Annotated in this window: 10 protein-coding genes; 7 read left to right on the top strand and 3 right to left on the bottom strand. The window is 36.0% G+C overall.

Translation table 11 applies throughout. The annotated features are described in order from the left end of the window. Positions 1-19: 19 nt before the first annotated feature. Complete coding sequence (locus tag BUL40_RS15300; protein ID WP_010519360.1) at positions 20-1,126, bottom strand: adenylate kinase; 1,107 nt, start codon at positions 1,124-1,126, stop codon at positions 20-22. 119 nt (positions 1,127-1,245) lie between these two features. Between BUL40_RS15300 and BUL40_RS15295 the strand changes: the two genes are divergently transcribed. The 5 genes from BUL40_RS15295 to BUL40_RS15275 all read left to right on the top strand — a co-directional run bounded on the left by BUL40_RS15295 (position 1,246) and on the right by BUL40_RS15275 (position 9,023). Next, positions 1,246-2,400, top strand: coding sequence for a 5-(carboxyamino)imidazole ribonucleotide synthase (locus tag BUL40_RS15295; protein WP_080319943.1), 1,155 nt, complete (start codon positions 1,246-1,248; stop codon positions 2,398-2,400). Further along, on the top strand, positions 2,397-2,888 hold the full coding sequence (purE, locus tag BUL40_RS15290) for a 5-(carboxyamino)imidazole ribonucleotide mutase (protein ID WP_010519358.1): 492 nt from the start codon (positions 2,397-2,399) through the stop codon (positions 2,886-2,888). The genes BUL40_RS15295 and purE overlap by 4 nt, the downstream gene beginning before the upstream one ends. Positions 2,889-2,989: 101 nt before the next feature. Beyond that, a complete protein-coding gene (locus BUL40_RS15285) occupies positions 2,990-5,017 on the top strand; it encodes a M3 family metallopeptidase (RefSeq protein ID WP_080319942.1) in 2,028 nt (675 codons plus the stop codon). Between the two features lie 204 nt (positions 5,018-5,221). Further along, the gene (locus tag BUL40_RS15280) at positions 5,222-8,617 is read left to right on the top strand and encodes a PAS domain-containing protein (protein WP_080319941.1); all 3,396 of its coding nucleotides are present in this window, start codon (positions 5,222-5,224) and stop codon (positions 8,615-8,617) included. Next, a complete protein-coding gene (locus BUL40_RS15275; protein WP_010519355.1) occupies positions 8,610-9,023 on the top strand; it encodes a response regulator in 414 nt (137 codons plus the stop codon). Before BUL40_RS15280 ends, BUL40_RS15275 begins: the two co-directional genes overlap by 8 nt. 11 nt (positions 9,024-9,034) lie before the next feature. Here the strand turns inward: BUL40_RS15275 and BUL40_RS15270 are convergent, their stop codons facing one another. Then, complete coding sequence (locus BUL40_RS15270; RefSeq protein ID WP_080319940.1) at positions 9,035-9,946, bottom strand: hypothetical protein; 912 nt, start codon at positions 9,944-9,946, stop codon at positions 9,035-9,037. Beyond that, complete coding sequence (locus BUL40_RS15265; protein WP_080319939.1) at positions 9,927-12,491, bottom strand: toxin-antitoxin system YwqK family antitoxin; 2,565 nt, start codon at positions 12,489-12,491, stop codon at positions 9,927-9,929. Before BUL40_RS15265 ends, BUL40_RS15270 begins: the two co-directional genes overlap by 20 nt. Before the next feature lie 222 nt (positions 12,492-12,713). Here BUL40_RS15265 and BUL40_RS15260 point away from each other — a divergent pair, with 222 nt between their 5' ends. Continuing rightward, the gene (locus BUL40_RS15260; RefSeq protein ID WP_080319938.1) at positions 12,714-15,344 is read left to right on the top strand and encodes a PAS domain S-box protein; all 2,631 of its coding nucleotides are present in this window, start codon (positions 12,714-12,716) and stop codon (positions 15,342-15,344) included. Continuing rightward, complete coding sequence (locus BUL40_RS15255; RefSeq protein WP_080319937.1) at positions 15,328-15,750, top strand: response regulator; 423 nt, start codon at positions 15,328-15,330, stop codon at positions 15,748-15,750. Before BUL40_RS15260 ends, BUL40_RS15255 begins: the two co-directional genes overlap by 17 nt. Positions 15,751-15,758: the final 8 nt, after the last annotated feature.

Below are 15,758 nucleotides of genomic sequence, written 5' to 3'. Positions count from 1 at the left end.
ACTAACTACTGCCCTATTTTTAAAGCGATTCTATTACCGTTTTTATACGCTCTGTAATAGCTTCTATTTCTCCTATTCCGTTCACGGAATGGAATTTACCCTGCGCCTCATAGTAAGCCTTTAATGGCGCTGTTTTTTCATTGTACTCGTCAAATCGGTTACGTATTTTGGACTCATCTTGATCATCTGTTCTGCCGCTAACCTTACCGCGCTCCAATAAACGTTGCACCAAAATATCGTCTTCTGCTTCTAAGGCTATGGTAGCATCTACTTTCATGTCTTTAGACTCCAAAAAGTTGTCCAAAGCTTCTGCTTGTGCCGTAGTTCTTGGAAAACCATCAAAGATAAATCCTGCTGCATCCGGATTTTTTTCTACCTCATCCTTGAGCATATTAATGGTAACCTCGTCTGGTACCAATTCGCCCTTATCTATAAAAGACTTAGCAAGTGTGCCTAATTCCGTAGCATTTTTAATGTTGTATCTAAAGACATCTCCAGTAGAAATGTGTTTTAGATTATACTTTTCCTTTAAAAATCCTGCTTGTGTACCCTTCCCTGCACCAGGTTTTCCAAAAAGTACTAAGTTGATCATATCAGTTTGGTTTAATGTGTATACTTCTCTTAGGTTTCTGCCCAGTTCGTTATAATCCAACCCATAACCAACAATAAAATTGTTGGGTATATCCATTCCAAAATAATCTATCGCATATTCGCCATTATAGATTTCGGACTTATAAAACAAAGAGGCAATCTTAAATTCCTTTACGTTGGTATTAGAAAATAAATGCACCAATTGCTGTAACGTACGGCCTGTATCAATTATGTCTTCCAAGATAATTACGCTCTTACCCGCTATATCTTCAGAAACATCCAAAAGGGTTTCTACTATCCCTGTAGAGGTAAGGCCTTGGTAGGAACTCAGCTTTACAAAAGACACCTCACATGGATAAGGGTAAGCCTTTAAAAAATCTGAGACAAACATGAACGAACCGTTGAGCACACCAACGAACAAAGGCACTTCATCTTTATAATCTTCCGCAATGGCAAGTGCCATTTTCTCTACGGCATTGAGTATCTGAGCCTCGCTCAAATACGGCTTAAAAAACTTATCGTGCAATTGTATCACCTGTGTCCCCTGTTTTTGCAGTGGGCAAATATACTATTTTTTAACGGCCCTTAACGCCTAAAACTTCTTGCTTTAAAGGAATACCCGTATTTTTGCCAGCATTAAAATTAGATATAACCATGCACTTCTTTTCTTCGGATTTTAAACTGGGTATTTTAGGCGGTGGCCAATTGGGTAAAATGATGCTTTATGAAACCCGTAAATGGGACATTGCAACCAAAGTTATGGATGCATCACAAGAGGCACCATGTGCTATTGCCTGTAACGAGTTTGTTCTTGGCAAACTCTTGGATTATGATGCCGTGATGGATTTTGGAAAGGATGTAGACGTGCTCACCATAGAAATAGAAAATGTTAATGTAGATGCGCTAGAAGCCTTAGAGGAACAGGGTAAAACCATTTATCCGCAACCTAAAGTTTTGCGCACTATCCAGAACAAGGCTACACAAAAATTGTTTTATAGGGACAACAACATACCCACATCTGAGTTTACTAGATACGCCTATACCTCTGAAATTAAAGAAAGTGTGCAAAACGGCGGTTTGGAATTGCCTTTTGTTTGGAAAAGCGCGCAATTTGGTTATGATGGACAAGGGGTTAAAATTGTTCGTGAATTGTCTGATCTAGAAGGTTTACCAAACGTGGAGTGTATTGCAGAAGAGATGGTAAACTTTAAAAATGAATTGGCCGTAATTGTAGCCCGTAATAGTAAGGGCGAAACCAAGACTTACCCTGTGGTAGAAATGGAGTTTCACCCAGAGGCCAACCAAGTAGAATATGTAATTTGCCCAGCACGTATTCCAGAAGAAGTGGCCCAAAAAGCACAAGCCGTTGCTAAAAAAGTGAGCGAAGGTTTTGGACAAGTAGGTTTGTTGGCCGTTGAACTTTTTCAAACACAAGACGATGCTATTTTAGTGAATGAAGTAGCTCCAAGACCTCATAATAGTGGGCATTATAGCATAGAGGGCAGCTTTACCAATCAGTTTGAGCAACACATACGATGCATTCTTGGTTTACCTTTGGGAAAAACCGAAAGTAAAGTAGCTGGTGTTATGGTAAACCTTGTGGGGGCAGAAGGCCATACGGGAGAAGTAGTTTATGAAAACATAGAAGAGGTTTTGGCCATGGACGGGGTTACCCCACACATTTACGGTAAAAAAATGACGCGCCCATTTAGGAAAATGGGACATGTAACCATAGTAGATGCCGATATGGCAAAGGCCAGACAGGTAGCACAAGAAGTAAAAGAAAAAATTAAAGTAATAAGCAAATGAGCAAAGTAGCCATAGTTATGGGTAGTACAAGTGACTTACCCGTTATGCAAGATGCTATAGATATTTTAAAAGGTTTTGATATTGAGGTAGATGTAGACATTGTATCTGCCCATAGAACCCCAGAAAAACTATTTGATTTTAGTACTAATGCACACAAAAACGGATATGCGGTAATTATTGCTGGTGCAGGCGGTGCCGCACACTTACCGGGTATGGTTGCCTCCATGTCTCCCCTACCCGTTATTGGCGTGCCGGTAAAAAGTTCTAACTCCATAGACGGTTGGGACAGTGTTTTATCTATATTACAAATGCCGGGCGGTGTACCTGTAGCTACGGTTGCCCTAAATGGCGCAAAAAATGCCGGTATTTTGGCGGCACAGATAATTGGCGCAAGCGACCAGTGTGTGCTTGATAAAATTTTAGTGTATAAAGAAGGACTAAAGGAAAAGGTAATCAAAGGCGCAGAAGAAGTTAGAAATAAGTATTAGTTATTGGTTGATGGTTGATGGTTGATGGTTGATGGTTGATGGTTGATGGTTGATGGTTGATGGTAAGAAACTGAAGAAATTAAAATTTGAAAAAGAAAACAATGAAAAATCCTTTGTTAGAACCGTTTGATATGGCTCCGTTTTCCCAGATAAAAAACGAGCATTTTAAACCTGCAATAGAAGAAAGTATCTCCTTGGCAAAAGCAGAAATTGAGGCAATTGCCAACAATAAAGAAGCCCCAACCTTTGAGAATACCATCGCGGCGTTGGACTATGCGGGCTATCAATTAGATCGGGTTACCAGCGTTTTCTTTAACCTAAATTCAGCAGAGACCAATGAGCACATTCAAAAAATAGCTCAAGAAGTTTCTCCATTATTATCAGCTTTTCAGAACGATATTACCTTAAACGAAGGCTTATTTAAAAGGGTTAAAACGGTTTATGAACAAAAAGACAGTTTAGACCTTAATGGCGAGCAACAACAATTACTAGACAAGCGCTACAAAGCATTTAGCAGAAACGGCGCCAACTTACCGGAAGACAAAAAAGAGCGGTTGCGAGAAATTGATGCGGAACTGGCAAAATTAAAACTCACCTTTGGTGAAAATGTATTGGCAGAAACCAACAAATTTCAAATGCATCTAACGGATGAGTCTGATTTAGCTGGCTTGCCTGAAGGCGCCAAAGAGGCGGCCGCGCAATTGGCAAAAACAAAAGAATTAGATGGTTGGTTAATTACCCTAGATTACCCAAGTTACATTCCTTTTATGAAATATGCAGAAAACAGGGAATTGCGCAAAAAACTATCCTTGGCCTTTGGCAGCAAAGGGTTTCATGGGGATGAACTAGACAACCAGAAAAATGTTTTAAAGATAGTCAAACTACGTTTTGAGCGTGCCCAATTGTTAGGCTATGCTACCCACGCACACTATGTGCTGGAAGAGCGTATGGCAGAAACCCCGGAAAAAGTAAATAATTTTCTACAAGAACTATTGAGCAAAGCTAAGCCTGCTGCCGAAGCTGAGTTTAAGCAATTACAAGATTTTGCCAAAGAAACAGATGGTATAGACCAGCTACAAAAGTGGGACAGTGCTTTTTATAGTGAAAAGCTAAAGCAGAAGCTTTTTGATTTGGATGATGAAACGCTTAAACCCTATTTTAAGTTAGAAAATGTTATTGATGGTGTCTTTAAGGTTGCCGAAAAACTATTTGGACTTTCGTTTAAGGAAGTAACCAACATAGATAAGTACCATGAAGATGTAAAAACTTTTGAAGTTTACGATGCCAGTGGTGGTTTCTTATCTCTTTTTTATGCCGATTTTCATCCTAGACCAGGCAAACGTGGTGGCGCTTGGATGACCTCTTTTAAATCTCAATTTAGAAAAGATGGAAAAAATGTGCGGCCACATGTAAGTAATGTTTGTAATTTTACTCCCTCTACAGCTAGCAAACCGTCTTTATTAACGTTTAATGAGGTTACTACCTTATTTCATGAATTTGGTCATGGTTTACACGGTATGCTGGCAGACACCACCTACCCTAGCCTTTCTGGAACTTCTGTATATTGGGATTTTGTAGAGTTGCCAAGTCAGGTTCTCGAGAATTGGTGTTATGAGAAAGAAGCGCTAGAATTGTTTGCCCATCATTATGAAACAGGAGAACTAATTCCTATGGAATTGGTACAAAAAATAAAAGATTCCGCCACCTTTCAAGAAGGGATGCAAACCGTACGCCAATTAAGTTTTGGTTTATTGGACATGGCTTGGCACGGCCAAGACCCAACAGAGATTACCAATGTAAAAAGTTTTGAAAGCAAAGCTTTTGCAGGCACCCAATTATATCCTGAAACACCTGAAACCTGTATGAGTACTTCTTTCTCCCATATATTTCAGGGAGGTTATGCCTCTGGTTATTACAGCTACAAATGGGCAGAAGTCTTAGATGCGGATGCTTTTGCCTATTTCAAGGAAAAAGGCATTTTTAACAAAGAGGTAGCCACAAAATTTAAAGATTACGTACTATCTAAAGGAGGTACAGCAAACCCTATGGATTTGTACAAGAAATTTAGAGGTGCCGAACCTAAGATTGAGGCACTTTTAGAACGTGCCGGTTTACTAAAATCTGCATAAAACACATCTAATAGACTCCCTTTCAAATACGGTTAGGGAGTCTATTTTCAAAATAACACTGCCTAAAACTACTAGTAAGTTTCCATAGTATTTGCATTTCAGCAGAGGTACTTGTAGTAATTTAATAGATAATACCTTACATTTATATAAGACTCCTTCTACCTAAAAAAATAATTTATAGCACAATTAGCCGTTTATTATTACATGTTTAATTCACCTCAAATTCAGACCGATAAATTCAATAAGGCTGGCAAAATTGCCAAAATTGGCATATTTGAATATGATATTGCAAAAGACCTACTTTCTTGGAGTAATGGTGTACATGAGATAGTAGAAGCAGACCAAGGGTTTATTCCCAACCGTGAAAACACATTTTCGTTATTTCAAGACGCTAGAAGCAAGGCAATTATACGCAATGCCTTTAATGGAGCCCTAACTTCGGGAGAAATGATTAATGTAGACGTTGAAATACGAACCCTAAAAGGCAATACAAAACATATTTGGTGTATTGCAGAAGTAGATTATAAAGATAGAAATCCGAATAAAATTTATGGCATTGCCCAAGATATAACGGAAAGAAAGGGGTTAGAAAAAGACCTGCAAATTCAAAATCAACAGTTACGATTTGCAGAGAAAACAGTGGCTATTGGTTATTGGAAGTGGACTTTACCTACAGATGAAGTTACCTGGTCTAAGAACCTATATTCTATTTTTGAGGTTGCCCCAGGCACGCCCCTAAAGTTCAACGATGCCATTGCCAAAGTACATCCAGAAGATTTAGCACATGTAGAGCATTGTACCAACAACATTTTAAATACAGGTGTATTTGATAAATTCAGTTATAGGATTGTTCTAGAAACTGGTGTAATCAAACATATTGAACTGCAAGGGCAAACCACTATAGATTCCAACAACACCATTGTTGAAATTATCGGAACAGCCCAGGATATTACGGAACAAATACAGAAGGAAAAACAACTTAAACAAAAAAACTATCAGCTTAGAAAAGCTGAAAAAATGGCAAGTATAGGCCACTGGACCTGGAATTTGGAAGAAGACATCGCTTTATGGTCAGACAATCTTTATGACATCTATGAAGTAGAAAAAAATACCGTAATAACCTTAGATAAATTTACAAGCTTCATTGTTGATACGGATAAAGAAAAAGTAGCCAAGAATATTGAAACAGCTATTAAAACAAAGATTTTCAACGATATAGTCTATCAAATTCAATTACCAAATGGCAAAACCAAAACCATAAAAACGGTTGGCGAAGTAAAGGTGATAGAAAATAACCGGGTGGTTGAAATGATTGGCACCTGCCAAGATATTACCGAACAAGAAAAAAAAGAGCAGCTCTTAATCCAAAAAAACCATCAGTTAAATTTGGCAGAAGAAATGGCCATAGTGGGCCATTGGAGTTGGTTTCCAGAAACTAATTCAGTTACATGGTCCAAAAATTTATACAAAATATACGGACACGAAAAAGATGCCACCATAAGTTACGATACTTACATTGGTTATGTTTACCAAGATGACAAGAAATATGTTTCTGATAAAATAAGAAAAGCGTTTGAAACCGGCATTTTTGATAATCAGATTTACCGTATTCAGTTAAGAAACGGAGCAATTAAAACCATAAAGTCTGTTGGTAAGGTAATACACAACAAAGAGGGTAAGGTGATTGAAATGCTTGGCACCTGCCAAGATATTACTGAACAAGTAGGCCAACAACAGGAATTAATTAGAAAGAACAACCATCTAAACATTGCAGAAAAACTAGCTAAAATTGGTTATTATCAATGGAATACGGTTACCCATGAGATTATATGGTCTGATAACCTTTATGAAATTTTTGAACATGAAAAAGGCGCTCCAATTACTTTTGAAACCTACTACAACTACATACACGAAGGGGATAGAGATTATGTTCAGCAGCAAGTTGAGGCAGCTTATGCAGGCAAAAAACACCATGATGTATTCCATAGGATACAATTACAAAATGGCTCCGTAAAAAACATACATTTGGTAGCTGTTGGGCAATACAATGAAAAGAATGAACTTATAGAAGTTATTGGAACGCTACAAGATGTAACCGAACAAGAAGAGAAGACCCAGCAACTAATTAGAAACAACCACCTTTTAAATACTGCAGAACAACTAAATAACCTAGGGCATTGGCGTTTAAAACCCAATGAAAATAACGAAGGTGAATGGTCCGATAACCATTATAGGATATTTGGAGCGCCCATTGGCAAAAAAATGACGTTTGAGGATGTAATGGAATATGTACTGCCAGAAGACCATAAAATTCTTTTGGATGCCTACCAAGAAATTTTCAAAAGTAAAAGGTTCCCAAAACACACCTACAAGATCAAGACTCCAGAAGGCCAAATTAAAATTATTGAAGCCAAAGGAGAAGTAATCTTGGATGCCAAAAACGAAATTACCGAGGTTCTCGGAACGGTTAAAGATATTAGTACGGAACACGAAGCCGAAATTAGATTTAGAGATTTGTTTGCCGCAACCCCAGACGCAATACTTATTGCAAATGAAGATGGTGAAATACAACTGGTAAACAAGCAGGCAGAACAATTCTTTGGTTACACAGCGCAAGAATTAAAAGAATTTATAGTAGTAAACTTGGTTGCAAAAGGATATCGTAAAAAAAGTGTAGCCTATTATGAAGCGTTCTTTAAAAACCCAAAGAACTTAACCTTAACCGATTTTGACGACTTGCATTTAGTACATAAAGATGGACGTCGCATTCCGGCCACCGTGACTCTTGGTCCCTTTAAGGTAAATAACCAAACATTGGCCATTATAACCCTTAAAGATATAACCATAATAAAACAACAAGAGGAAGAACTACTTTTAGCAAATGCTGAACTAAAAGAAAGTTCTGAGAAACTCCGAATCCAGAATAGGCAATTAGAAGATTTCACCCATATTACCTCTCACAACCTTCGGTCTCCAGTAAACAACTTAAAAACGTTAATTAATTTTTATAAGGAAACGCCAGATCAGGAGAGCAAAGACCTTATTTTTGAAAAACTGGAAACGGTTTCCCATCATCTAAATGAAACATTAAACACACTTATAGAAAGTTTAATGATTAAGAACGAAACAAATCCAGAGAAAGAGCAACTGGAATTAGATGTTGTTTTGCGTAAAACTACTGAACTCTTGGCCGCTCAAATCAAAGAAAAGGATGTTGAAATAGTATCGGATTTCTCGGCTAAGCAGGTTGTTTGTTATCATAAAATTTACTTAGAAAGTATTTTCTTAAATCTTATTAGCAACAGTATTAAATACAGCTGTCCTTCAAGAAAACCCAAGGTTACCATAAAAAGTTATATCAAGGAAAACAAAGTGCACTTACAATTTACGGATAATGGCCTAGGCATTGATTTAAAGAAACATGGCCACAAGGTTTTTGGATTACACAAAGTATTTCATAGAAATCCAGAAGCTCGCGGTATAGGACTGTTTATGACTAAAGCCCAAATTGAGGCTATGGGAGGCACAATAGACGTGGTAAGTGAAGTGGACAAAGGAACCACATTTATAATCAATTTAAACAATGGTACTGATGCGTAAAGGTCTTATAGCATGTATAATTGATGATGACACCATTTATCAGTTCACCATGAAAGCTATTTTAACCAAAATGGCTTGTTTTAAAGAGATTTATATTTTTAATGATGGAGAAGAAGCCATTGACTATCTAAGTAGCCATGCGCAAGAACCAGAAAAGATACCAGACCTGGTATTGCTAGATATAGACATGCCGGTATTGGATGGGTTTCAGTTTATGGAGCAATATGAAATACTTTTACCACAACTAAAAAAAACGGCCACAATTTATATGAGTTCTTCCTCCTTAGACCCAAAAGATATAGTTAAGGCCAATAAAATTGAAAACATAAAAGAGTACCTTATAAAACCTATTGAGGAAAGTAAATTAGCCGCAATGGTAAGGCAAATAGAAAATACCGTTAAATAACCCTTAGCATTTTATCTTAAACTTACGTTACCTACCACCTTTAAACTGGCATCACTATTTTTATCCCATACCTTTACTCTCCAATCTACTGGATTATGTATGTTTCCTTTTGGAATTTGTAAATAGTTATAAATTATCTCTTGAGGATGTATTTGGAAATAACTTTGCCCTTTTAAAACATCTTCTTCATTTACAATTAGCTTTCCTTTGGCATCTTGAACGATAACGGACATGCCTAAACGAATACCGTTACTGTTTTTTGTATATCCTTCCAAAAATTGTAGGTTAAGAGACACTTGTTCATCAAAAGGAATTTTACCATCAGAGATAATTGTATTCTTCTTTGTGTTTAGACAATAGACCTCACCTACCTTAAGCCCCTTTTCCATTACTTGAAAATGCGAATCTGGTTCAATTTTAAATGGCATTTGATGTATTAAGCTCGCATTAGATTTTAAATCTGACAATACATAGGTAGCCATATACCTGTGGCCAGAACGCATAGGATGCGCCAAAGTTAAAATTCCAGACAGTTCGGTATCCTTTGGCTGGGACAACCCATTTAATAATTCAGGTTCGTACAACAAGGTATCTCCTTCTAAATTAGTTACCGTTATACTTAAAGAAGGTTGCACCTCATCTTTATCTTCTCTAAACCCCTGTACAGCCATAAATTTGGTAACCACCGTTTGTCCGTAGGTAAAAGAATTTGGCCCTGGCTGCGGACTTTTTGGTAAAATAGAAACAGTACGTACCCGCAAACCATTTTCTTCAATGGAAGTTTCATTTTCATAAGCAACAGGTGGTTCTTCCTTACTTCCTTTACAACCGTTTACAATTAAAAACGTGATTGCCACCAAAAAAGAAAGCGAATAACCAGAAAATAATTTTCCCTGCTGAGACCTAGTATAAATTATACTCATACACTTGATTGGTATTGACCTCTAACTTTTGTGAGAAAATAGCATTGTTAAATTGTAACTGTTCTATAGACGAGAAAATCTTTTCATCCCTTTCATTAAAAATGGTAATCTCAATTTCCTTTTCATTTTTCCCAACCTTGTAGTATGCAGCGCCATTGTCTGAATATTGTGGTTTTAGAAATAGTACTCCAGATTTGTACGTACTTCTTTCAATATTTGCGGTTGCCTGTATTTTTCCTTCTTGGTCATATCTGATTACCTTACCATTAATAACACCGCCAGATAGGTTGTAGACTAGTTTCTTTTTGGCTGTATCTAAATAAAACAATTCGCAAAGTACCGTATCATCGTCTTTAAAAGTTTTTACCAAACGGCCATTATCAGATACAGCGATTTCTTTGGTTAGCCTCCCTGCCTTATAAACTTGTGTTCTTTTTTCTTTTTTGTAAGACGTATCTAATGTTCTTGTACCTTCATACGGATTCCCATCTTTATATTCCATCTTTCCAACAACCTCACCTTTTTCATCAAAATAGGTAGAAACTCCATGTAAAACACCTGCTTTGTAGTTTTCTTCAGAGATAATTGCACCTGCATAGGTAAATTTTTTGAACGTTCCTTCCTTTTTATCCGCCACATAATTACCTTCTTCTAGAACTTGAAAGTTATAATCTAGCTTTTGATATGAACCAGATTTTACTCCATTTTCTATGGTAAATTTTTCTCTTGTTTTGGTATCAAAATATTCTCCAGCCCAAGGAATCCCATTTTTGAATTCGGTTTTTGCAATTAATCCGCCTTCTCTTTTATAGAACATAGCGCAACAAGCTACATCTATATCTTCCATTAAAACAGGATTAATGGCTCCACTAGTAGTATACGGGCCATAATCGTAACGTTTAAATTTAAGTTGTTTTCCGTTTTTAGATTCTTCAAACTCCTTTATTTCATCGCTATTAGAGAAAAATTCATAGCGCTTACCATTTTTAGTAAGAAAATCATACTCTCCAATCAACTTGCCCTCTTGGTCGTAAAAAAGTCCGTTTTGTTCTTTATAACCTTTGTATGTAATATCACTTTGTTTTTCACCGTTGCTATAAAATTTTACGGTTCTTACTTTATCGTATCCATTTGGGGCATATTCGTTAACCTCTTTAAATGTTTCGATTTTATTGTTACCAATAGTTTGTTCTCTCCAGTTGGTGGCTTTTACAATTACACCATCTTTATACGCTTCTATGCGCTCCACCGTATTTTTCTTGTAATGATAAGAAAAACGCAATCCGTCTACTGGTTTTGGATATGTTTCATCTCCATTTAAAGAAAGTTCTCCCAGTTTCTCTCCATTAAAATCAAAATAAACTTCCTTGAGCGGAGTTTTTGTGGACTTTACCACTTTGGAGTTTGGAAAATAATTGGTCTCTACAATTAATTTTCCATCTTTATAGGTAGATTTAGTATCCCTAACTATTTGGGTGCCGTTCATGGGTCTGTAATTATCGTACTCCATACGGGATAATTCATCGCCATTTTCTAAATAGCTTATTTGCAGGTATTTTTTACCGTCTTTGTATTTGTTTACGGTTTTTAAGACTCCACATTCGTCATAATAGGTTTCGTCTTCGGATATATTGCCGTTAGCATATGTTCTACTAGATTTTATACAGTAGGCATCCGCTCCTTTTGCACCATAATAACCAAAAGAATATTCCTTTCCATTATAGGGTTTACTACCATATTGATCTAAAGTATAGGTAATTTCACCTATTTGTTCACCATTACGGTTATAATAAATAGTGGATAGCTCGGGTTCCTTTTTAAATTGAGCTTGTAGTTTACCATTTGGATAATATGCCGTTTTACCCAAATACGTTCCTTGATCATAATAGGAAACACTAACCACGCGCATTGGATCATAGTTATAAATAACATCTACCCCATCTATTTTACCATTTTGCAGCTTGTTTTTCTTACCAATATACGCACCACCTTTTCCATAATATACGGCATAAATCTCGTAGATTTCATCGGTACCAACACGCTCTAACCTAATACCATCAATGCTATCTTGATAAATAATTTCTTTTATGGTATCTCCTTTTTTCTCCATGTAGTATTTTCTACCAGAAGCATAAACTATATTTCTTTTTCCAGAGACCCATCTATTTTTTTTATATAGGGCCGTTAGCTTTTCGCCGTTCAAAAAGGAAATAAATTCCCCTTCTAAATAGCCATCACTATAATTGGCTTCTTGCTGTAGGGAACCATCTTTATAATACCAACTTACCTTGCCGGTCCAAATATCTTTAACATCTGATGTAGAATAGCCGTCCATTTGCACTTGACCGCTAATATGGTAATCCTGAATGTGGAATAAATCACCTACTTTCTTAATAGGTGGTCTATAAAAGCTAGCGCTATCCTTGCTGTTTATAACCTTCCACTGCGCATCGTAAAAAATAGTATCCTTTTGCGCGTTTATTGGTACCACACAAACAATAAAGGTGTAAAATAGAAGAAGGTATCTTAATTTATTTGGTATCATAATTTCATGTTTTTATTACCACACAACAAAGATATTTACCCTATCCAAGACGCTACCCCCAGAATCCAGTGAAAAATAAGTTCGTTTAGATAGTAAAAAGTGATAATTTATTAAGAACTAACCACATATAGCATCATTTATTATTTGACTGGATTATTTTTTTAAATTTGAAAGCTAATTCTTACATATGATGTTGATTTGTAAGATTTATAAAATTAATAGATGAAAGCTCCCCTTATCCAAGTAGACGATATTCTACAAAAAATAAACCATCACGCTAAAATTGGTATATGGCAATTTGATTACGAAGAGGACTCATTGCTATGGAATTCCGTTATCAATGACATTGCTGAATTACCACCAGATTTTATTCCTTCCAAATCCAATGGATTTAGTTTCTATAAAGAAGGAAAAAATAGAGCTCTATTTGAAAAAGCTTATTCCAATTTAAAAGAAAAAGGGGAACCTTTTGATATTGATCTAGAGATTTTAACGGCTAAAGGAAATACTAAACATGTAAGAACCACAGGCCAAGCAGATTTTGAAAATGGTGTATGTGTAAGGAGCTACGGAATATTTGAAGACATAACGCTTAGAAAAGAAAATGAACTTAGACTAACTACCACCGTTGAACAATTAAACCTAGCAGAAAAAGTAAGCAATTCTGGCTATTGGAGTTGGAACACCCTAACGAACCAAGTAGTTTGGTCCAAACAACTGTACCACATTTTTCAAATACCTACCGCAGAGGTAATGGATTATGATAAGGTACTAGCAAGAATACATCCAGACGATCGAAGCAAGGTGGTGCAAATTTCAGAAGATGTTTTAAAAAATAAAAGATTTCAGAAATATTCCTATCGTATTGTCCTTGATGATGGAACCGAAAGAACAATTGAATTATCTGGAAAAGTAATTACAGACAGTTTTAACGAAGTAATAGAAGTTGCCGGAGCTGCCCAAGACATAACCGAACAAAAAGCAATTGAAAATGATTTAACCCGTAAAAATGAATTTTTAAGCTTTTCTGAAAAACTAGCGAGAATAGGATATTGGCAATGGAACACGATTACCAATGAAATATTTTTTTCAGATATTCTTTATGACACTTTTGGTTTAGAGCCCGGCACCAAAATTATGTTTGATGATTTTGTTGCGCTTGTACATCCAGAAGATAGGCAACTCATTTCTGACAACATACAACTAGCTTTTAACGGTAAAAAATATCACGAGTTTCCATACAGGATTCTCCTTAATGACGGCACCATTAAAACATTGCAATTGCTAGCCGTTGCCATTGGTAACAAAAATGGTGCAGTAAAAGAGATAAGCGGAACGTTACAAGACATCACACTTCAGAAAAAAACAGAAACAGAACTCATAAGAAAAAACGAATACCTAACCTTTGTAGAAAACCTTTCCAAGATTGGCTATTGGCAATGGGATGTTGGCAACAACAACATAGAATGGTCAGATATGATGTATACTATATTTGAGCACGAGCCTGGCACAAAAATAGTATTTGACACCTATTTTAACTACATACATCCAGAAGACCAACAATTTGTTTCTGAACAAATAACCTTGGCTTTTCAAGGCAAGAAATACCATGATATATTACACCGTATCGTACTAAAAAATGGTAGTATCAAAACCATTCAATTACTAGCGGTTGCCATCACCAATCCAGAAGGAGAAGTAATAGAAATTAGCGGTACATTACAAGATGTAACCATGCAACGCATGGAAGAAATAAAATTTAAAAATTTACTAGAGTCCGCTCCAGATACCATGATTATTGTAGATAAAAAGGGCATTATACAGATTACCAACAAACAATCAGAAACACTTTTTGGCATGGCGGCCAAAGATCTAGTAGGGCTTTCTGTTGCCCAACTTACCCCACAAAGGCAACACAATGCCATGTATAACTATGCTAAAACGTTTTTTGAAGACTTTAAACATCAAAAATTAGGATTTAAGCAAGACTTTTATGTTATGCATAATGGCAGAAACGAAGTACCTGCACAATTAAGTTTGAGCCCGCTTTTTACAGAAGATGGTCCTTTGGTGATTATAGCTTTAAGGGATATTACAGAATTAAAAAAAGCGGAAAAGCAATTGCTTAGGGCCAACAAAGATTTACAAGAATATTCTAATAAATTAGCAAAGAGAAACAACCAATTAGCAGAATTTAACCATATAACCTCTCACAATTTACGGTCTCCCGTTAGCAACTTAAATATGCTGCTAGAGCTACATAAAGAGGAAACAGATGAACTTGGCAAAGCTGAGTTGTTTGAAAAGTTCGAGATGGTAATAGACCATCTTACCTTAACACTTAATACGCTTGTAGAATCTATAAAAGCTAAAAGTGAAGGCAATAAAAATGTAGAAAAGATAACACTGGCAAAAACCGTTAAAAATACTAAGGAAATACTAGCTGCAGAGATTATTAATTCAAATGCGACCATCAAAGTAGATTTTAGTAATTTGCCCTGTGTAGAATACAACAAGATATATTTGGATAGTATTTTCCTAAATTTAATTGGTAACGCTATTAAATATAGGTCTAAACATAGGCCGCTTATTTTAAAGATTACATCTAAAATTAAACAAGGAAGGGCATTTCTAAGTTTTGAAGACAATGGTTTAGGCATTGATTTAAAAATGCATGGGCATAAAGTTTTTGGGCTTAATAAAGTTTTTCACAGACACCCAGAGGCTAAAGGAGTTGGTTTATTTTTGACCAAATCGCAAGTAGAAGCAATGGGTGGCTACATTACCATTGATAGTGAAATTGATAAAGGAACCAAATTTGAAATAGATTTAAATTATGTCCCAAGAACGTAGAAACTTAAGTGCATGTATTATTGATGATGATCCAATCTATCAATTTACCATGAAGTCTATATTAGACAAACAAAAAATAGTCAAAGACATATTGGTCTTTAAAGATGGTGAACAGGCTTTGGATTTTTTTATCTCCAACATTGATAATGACCAGGACCTTCCAGATGTTATTTTTTTGGATATAGACATGCCAATAATGGATGGCTTTCAATTTATGGAACGTTATGTAGAACTAAAGCCAAAAGTTGGTAAGAAAATCATCATTTATATGGTATCTTCTTCTGTAGACCCAAAGGATATAGAAAGGGCAAAAAAAATCAGTGAAATTTCAGACTATATTGTAAAACCAGTAGAGCCCGGAAAATTAAAAATAATTTTAAAAGATATATCCAATACGATAGAGTAGTTGGCAAC

Source organism: Croceivirga radicis, from assembly GCF_002072105.2.
Classification (GTDB): Bacteria; Bacteroidota; Bacteroidia; order Flavobacteriales; family Flavobacteriaceae; genus Croceivirga; species Croceivirga radicis.
This window is presented reverse-complemented; position numbering and strand designations above follow the sequence as displayed.

What these genes read in the sequence shown, in the direction of transcription:
- BUL40_RS15295 (WP_080319943.1), top strand. Translation starts at nt 1,246, where the DNA reads ATGCACTTCTTTTCTTCGGATTTTAAACTGGGTATTTTAGGCGGTGGC.
- purE (WP_010519358.1), top strand. Translation starts at nt 2,397, where the DNA reads ATGAGCAAAGTAGCCATAGTTATGGGTAGTACAAGTGACTTACCCGTT.
- BUL40_RS15285 (WP_080319942.1), top strand. Translation starts at nt 2,990, where the DNA reads ATGAAAAATCCTTTGTTAGAACCGTTTGATATGGCTCCGTTTTCCCAG.
- BUL40_RS15280 (WP_080319941.1), top strand. Translation starts at nt 5,222, where the DNA reads ATGTTTAATTCACCTCAAATTCAGACCGATAAATTCAATAAGGCTGGC.
- BUL40_RS15275 (WP_010519355.1), top strand. Translation starts at nt 8,610, where the DNA reads ATGCGTAAAGGTCTTATAGCATGTATAATTGATGATGACACCATTTAT.
- BUL40_RS15270 (WP_080319940.1), bottom strand. Translation starts at nt 9,946, where the DNA reads ATGAGTATAATTTATACTAGGTCTCAGCAGGGAAAATTATTTTCTGGT.
- BUL40_RS15265 (WP_080319939.1), bottom strand. Translation starts at nt 12,491, where the DNA reads ATGATACCAAATAAATTAAGATACCTTCTTCTATTTTACACCTTTATT.
- BUL40_RS15260 (WP_080319938.1), top strand. Translation starts at nt 12,714, where the DNA reads ATGAAAGCTCCCCTTATCCAAGTAGACGATATTCTACAAAAAATAAAC.
- BUL40_RS15255 (WP_080319937.1), top strand. Translation starts at nt 15,328, where the DNA reads ATGTCCCAAGAACGTAGAAACTTAAGTGCATGTATTATTGATGATGAT.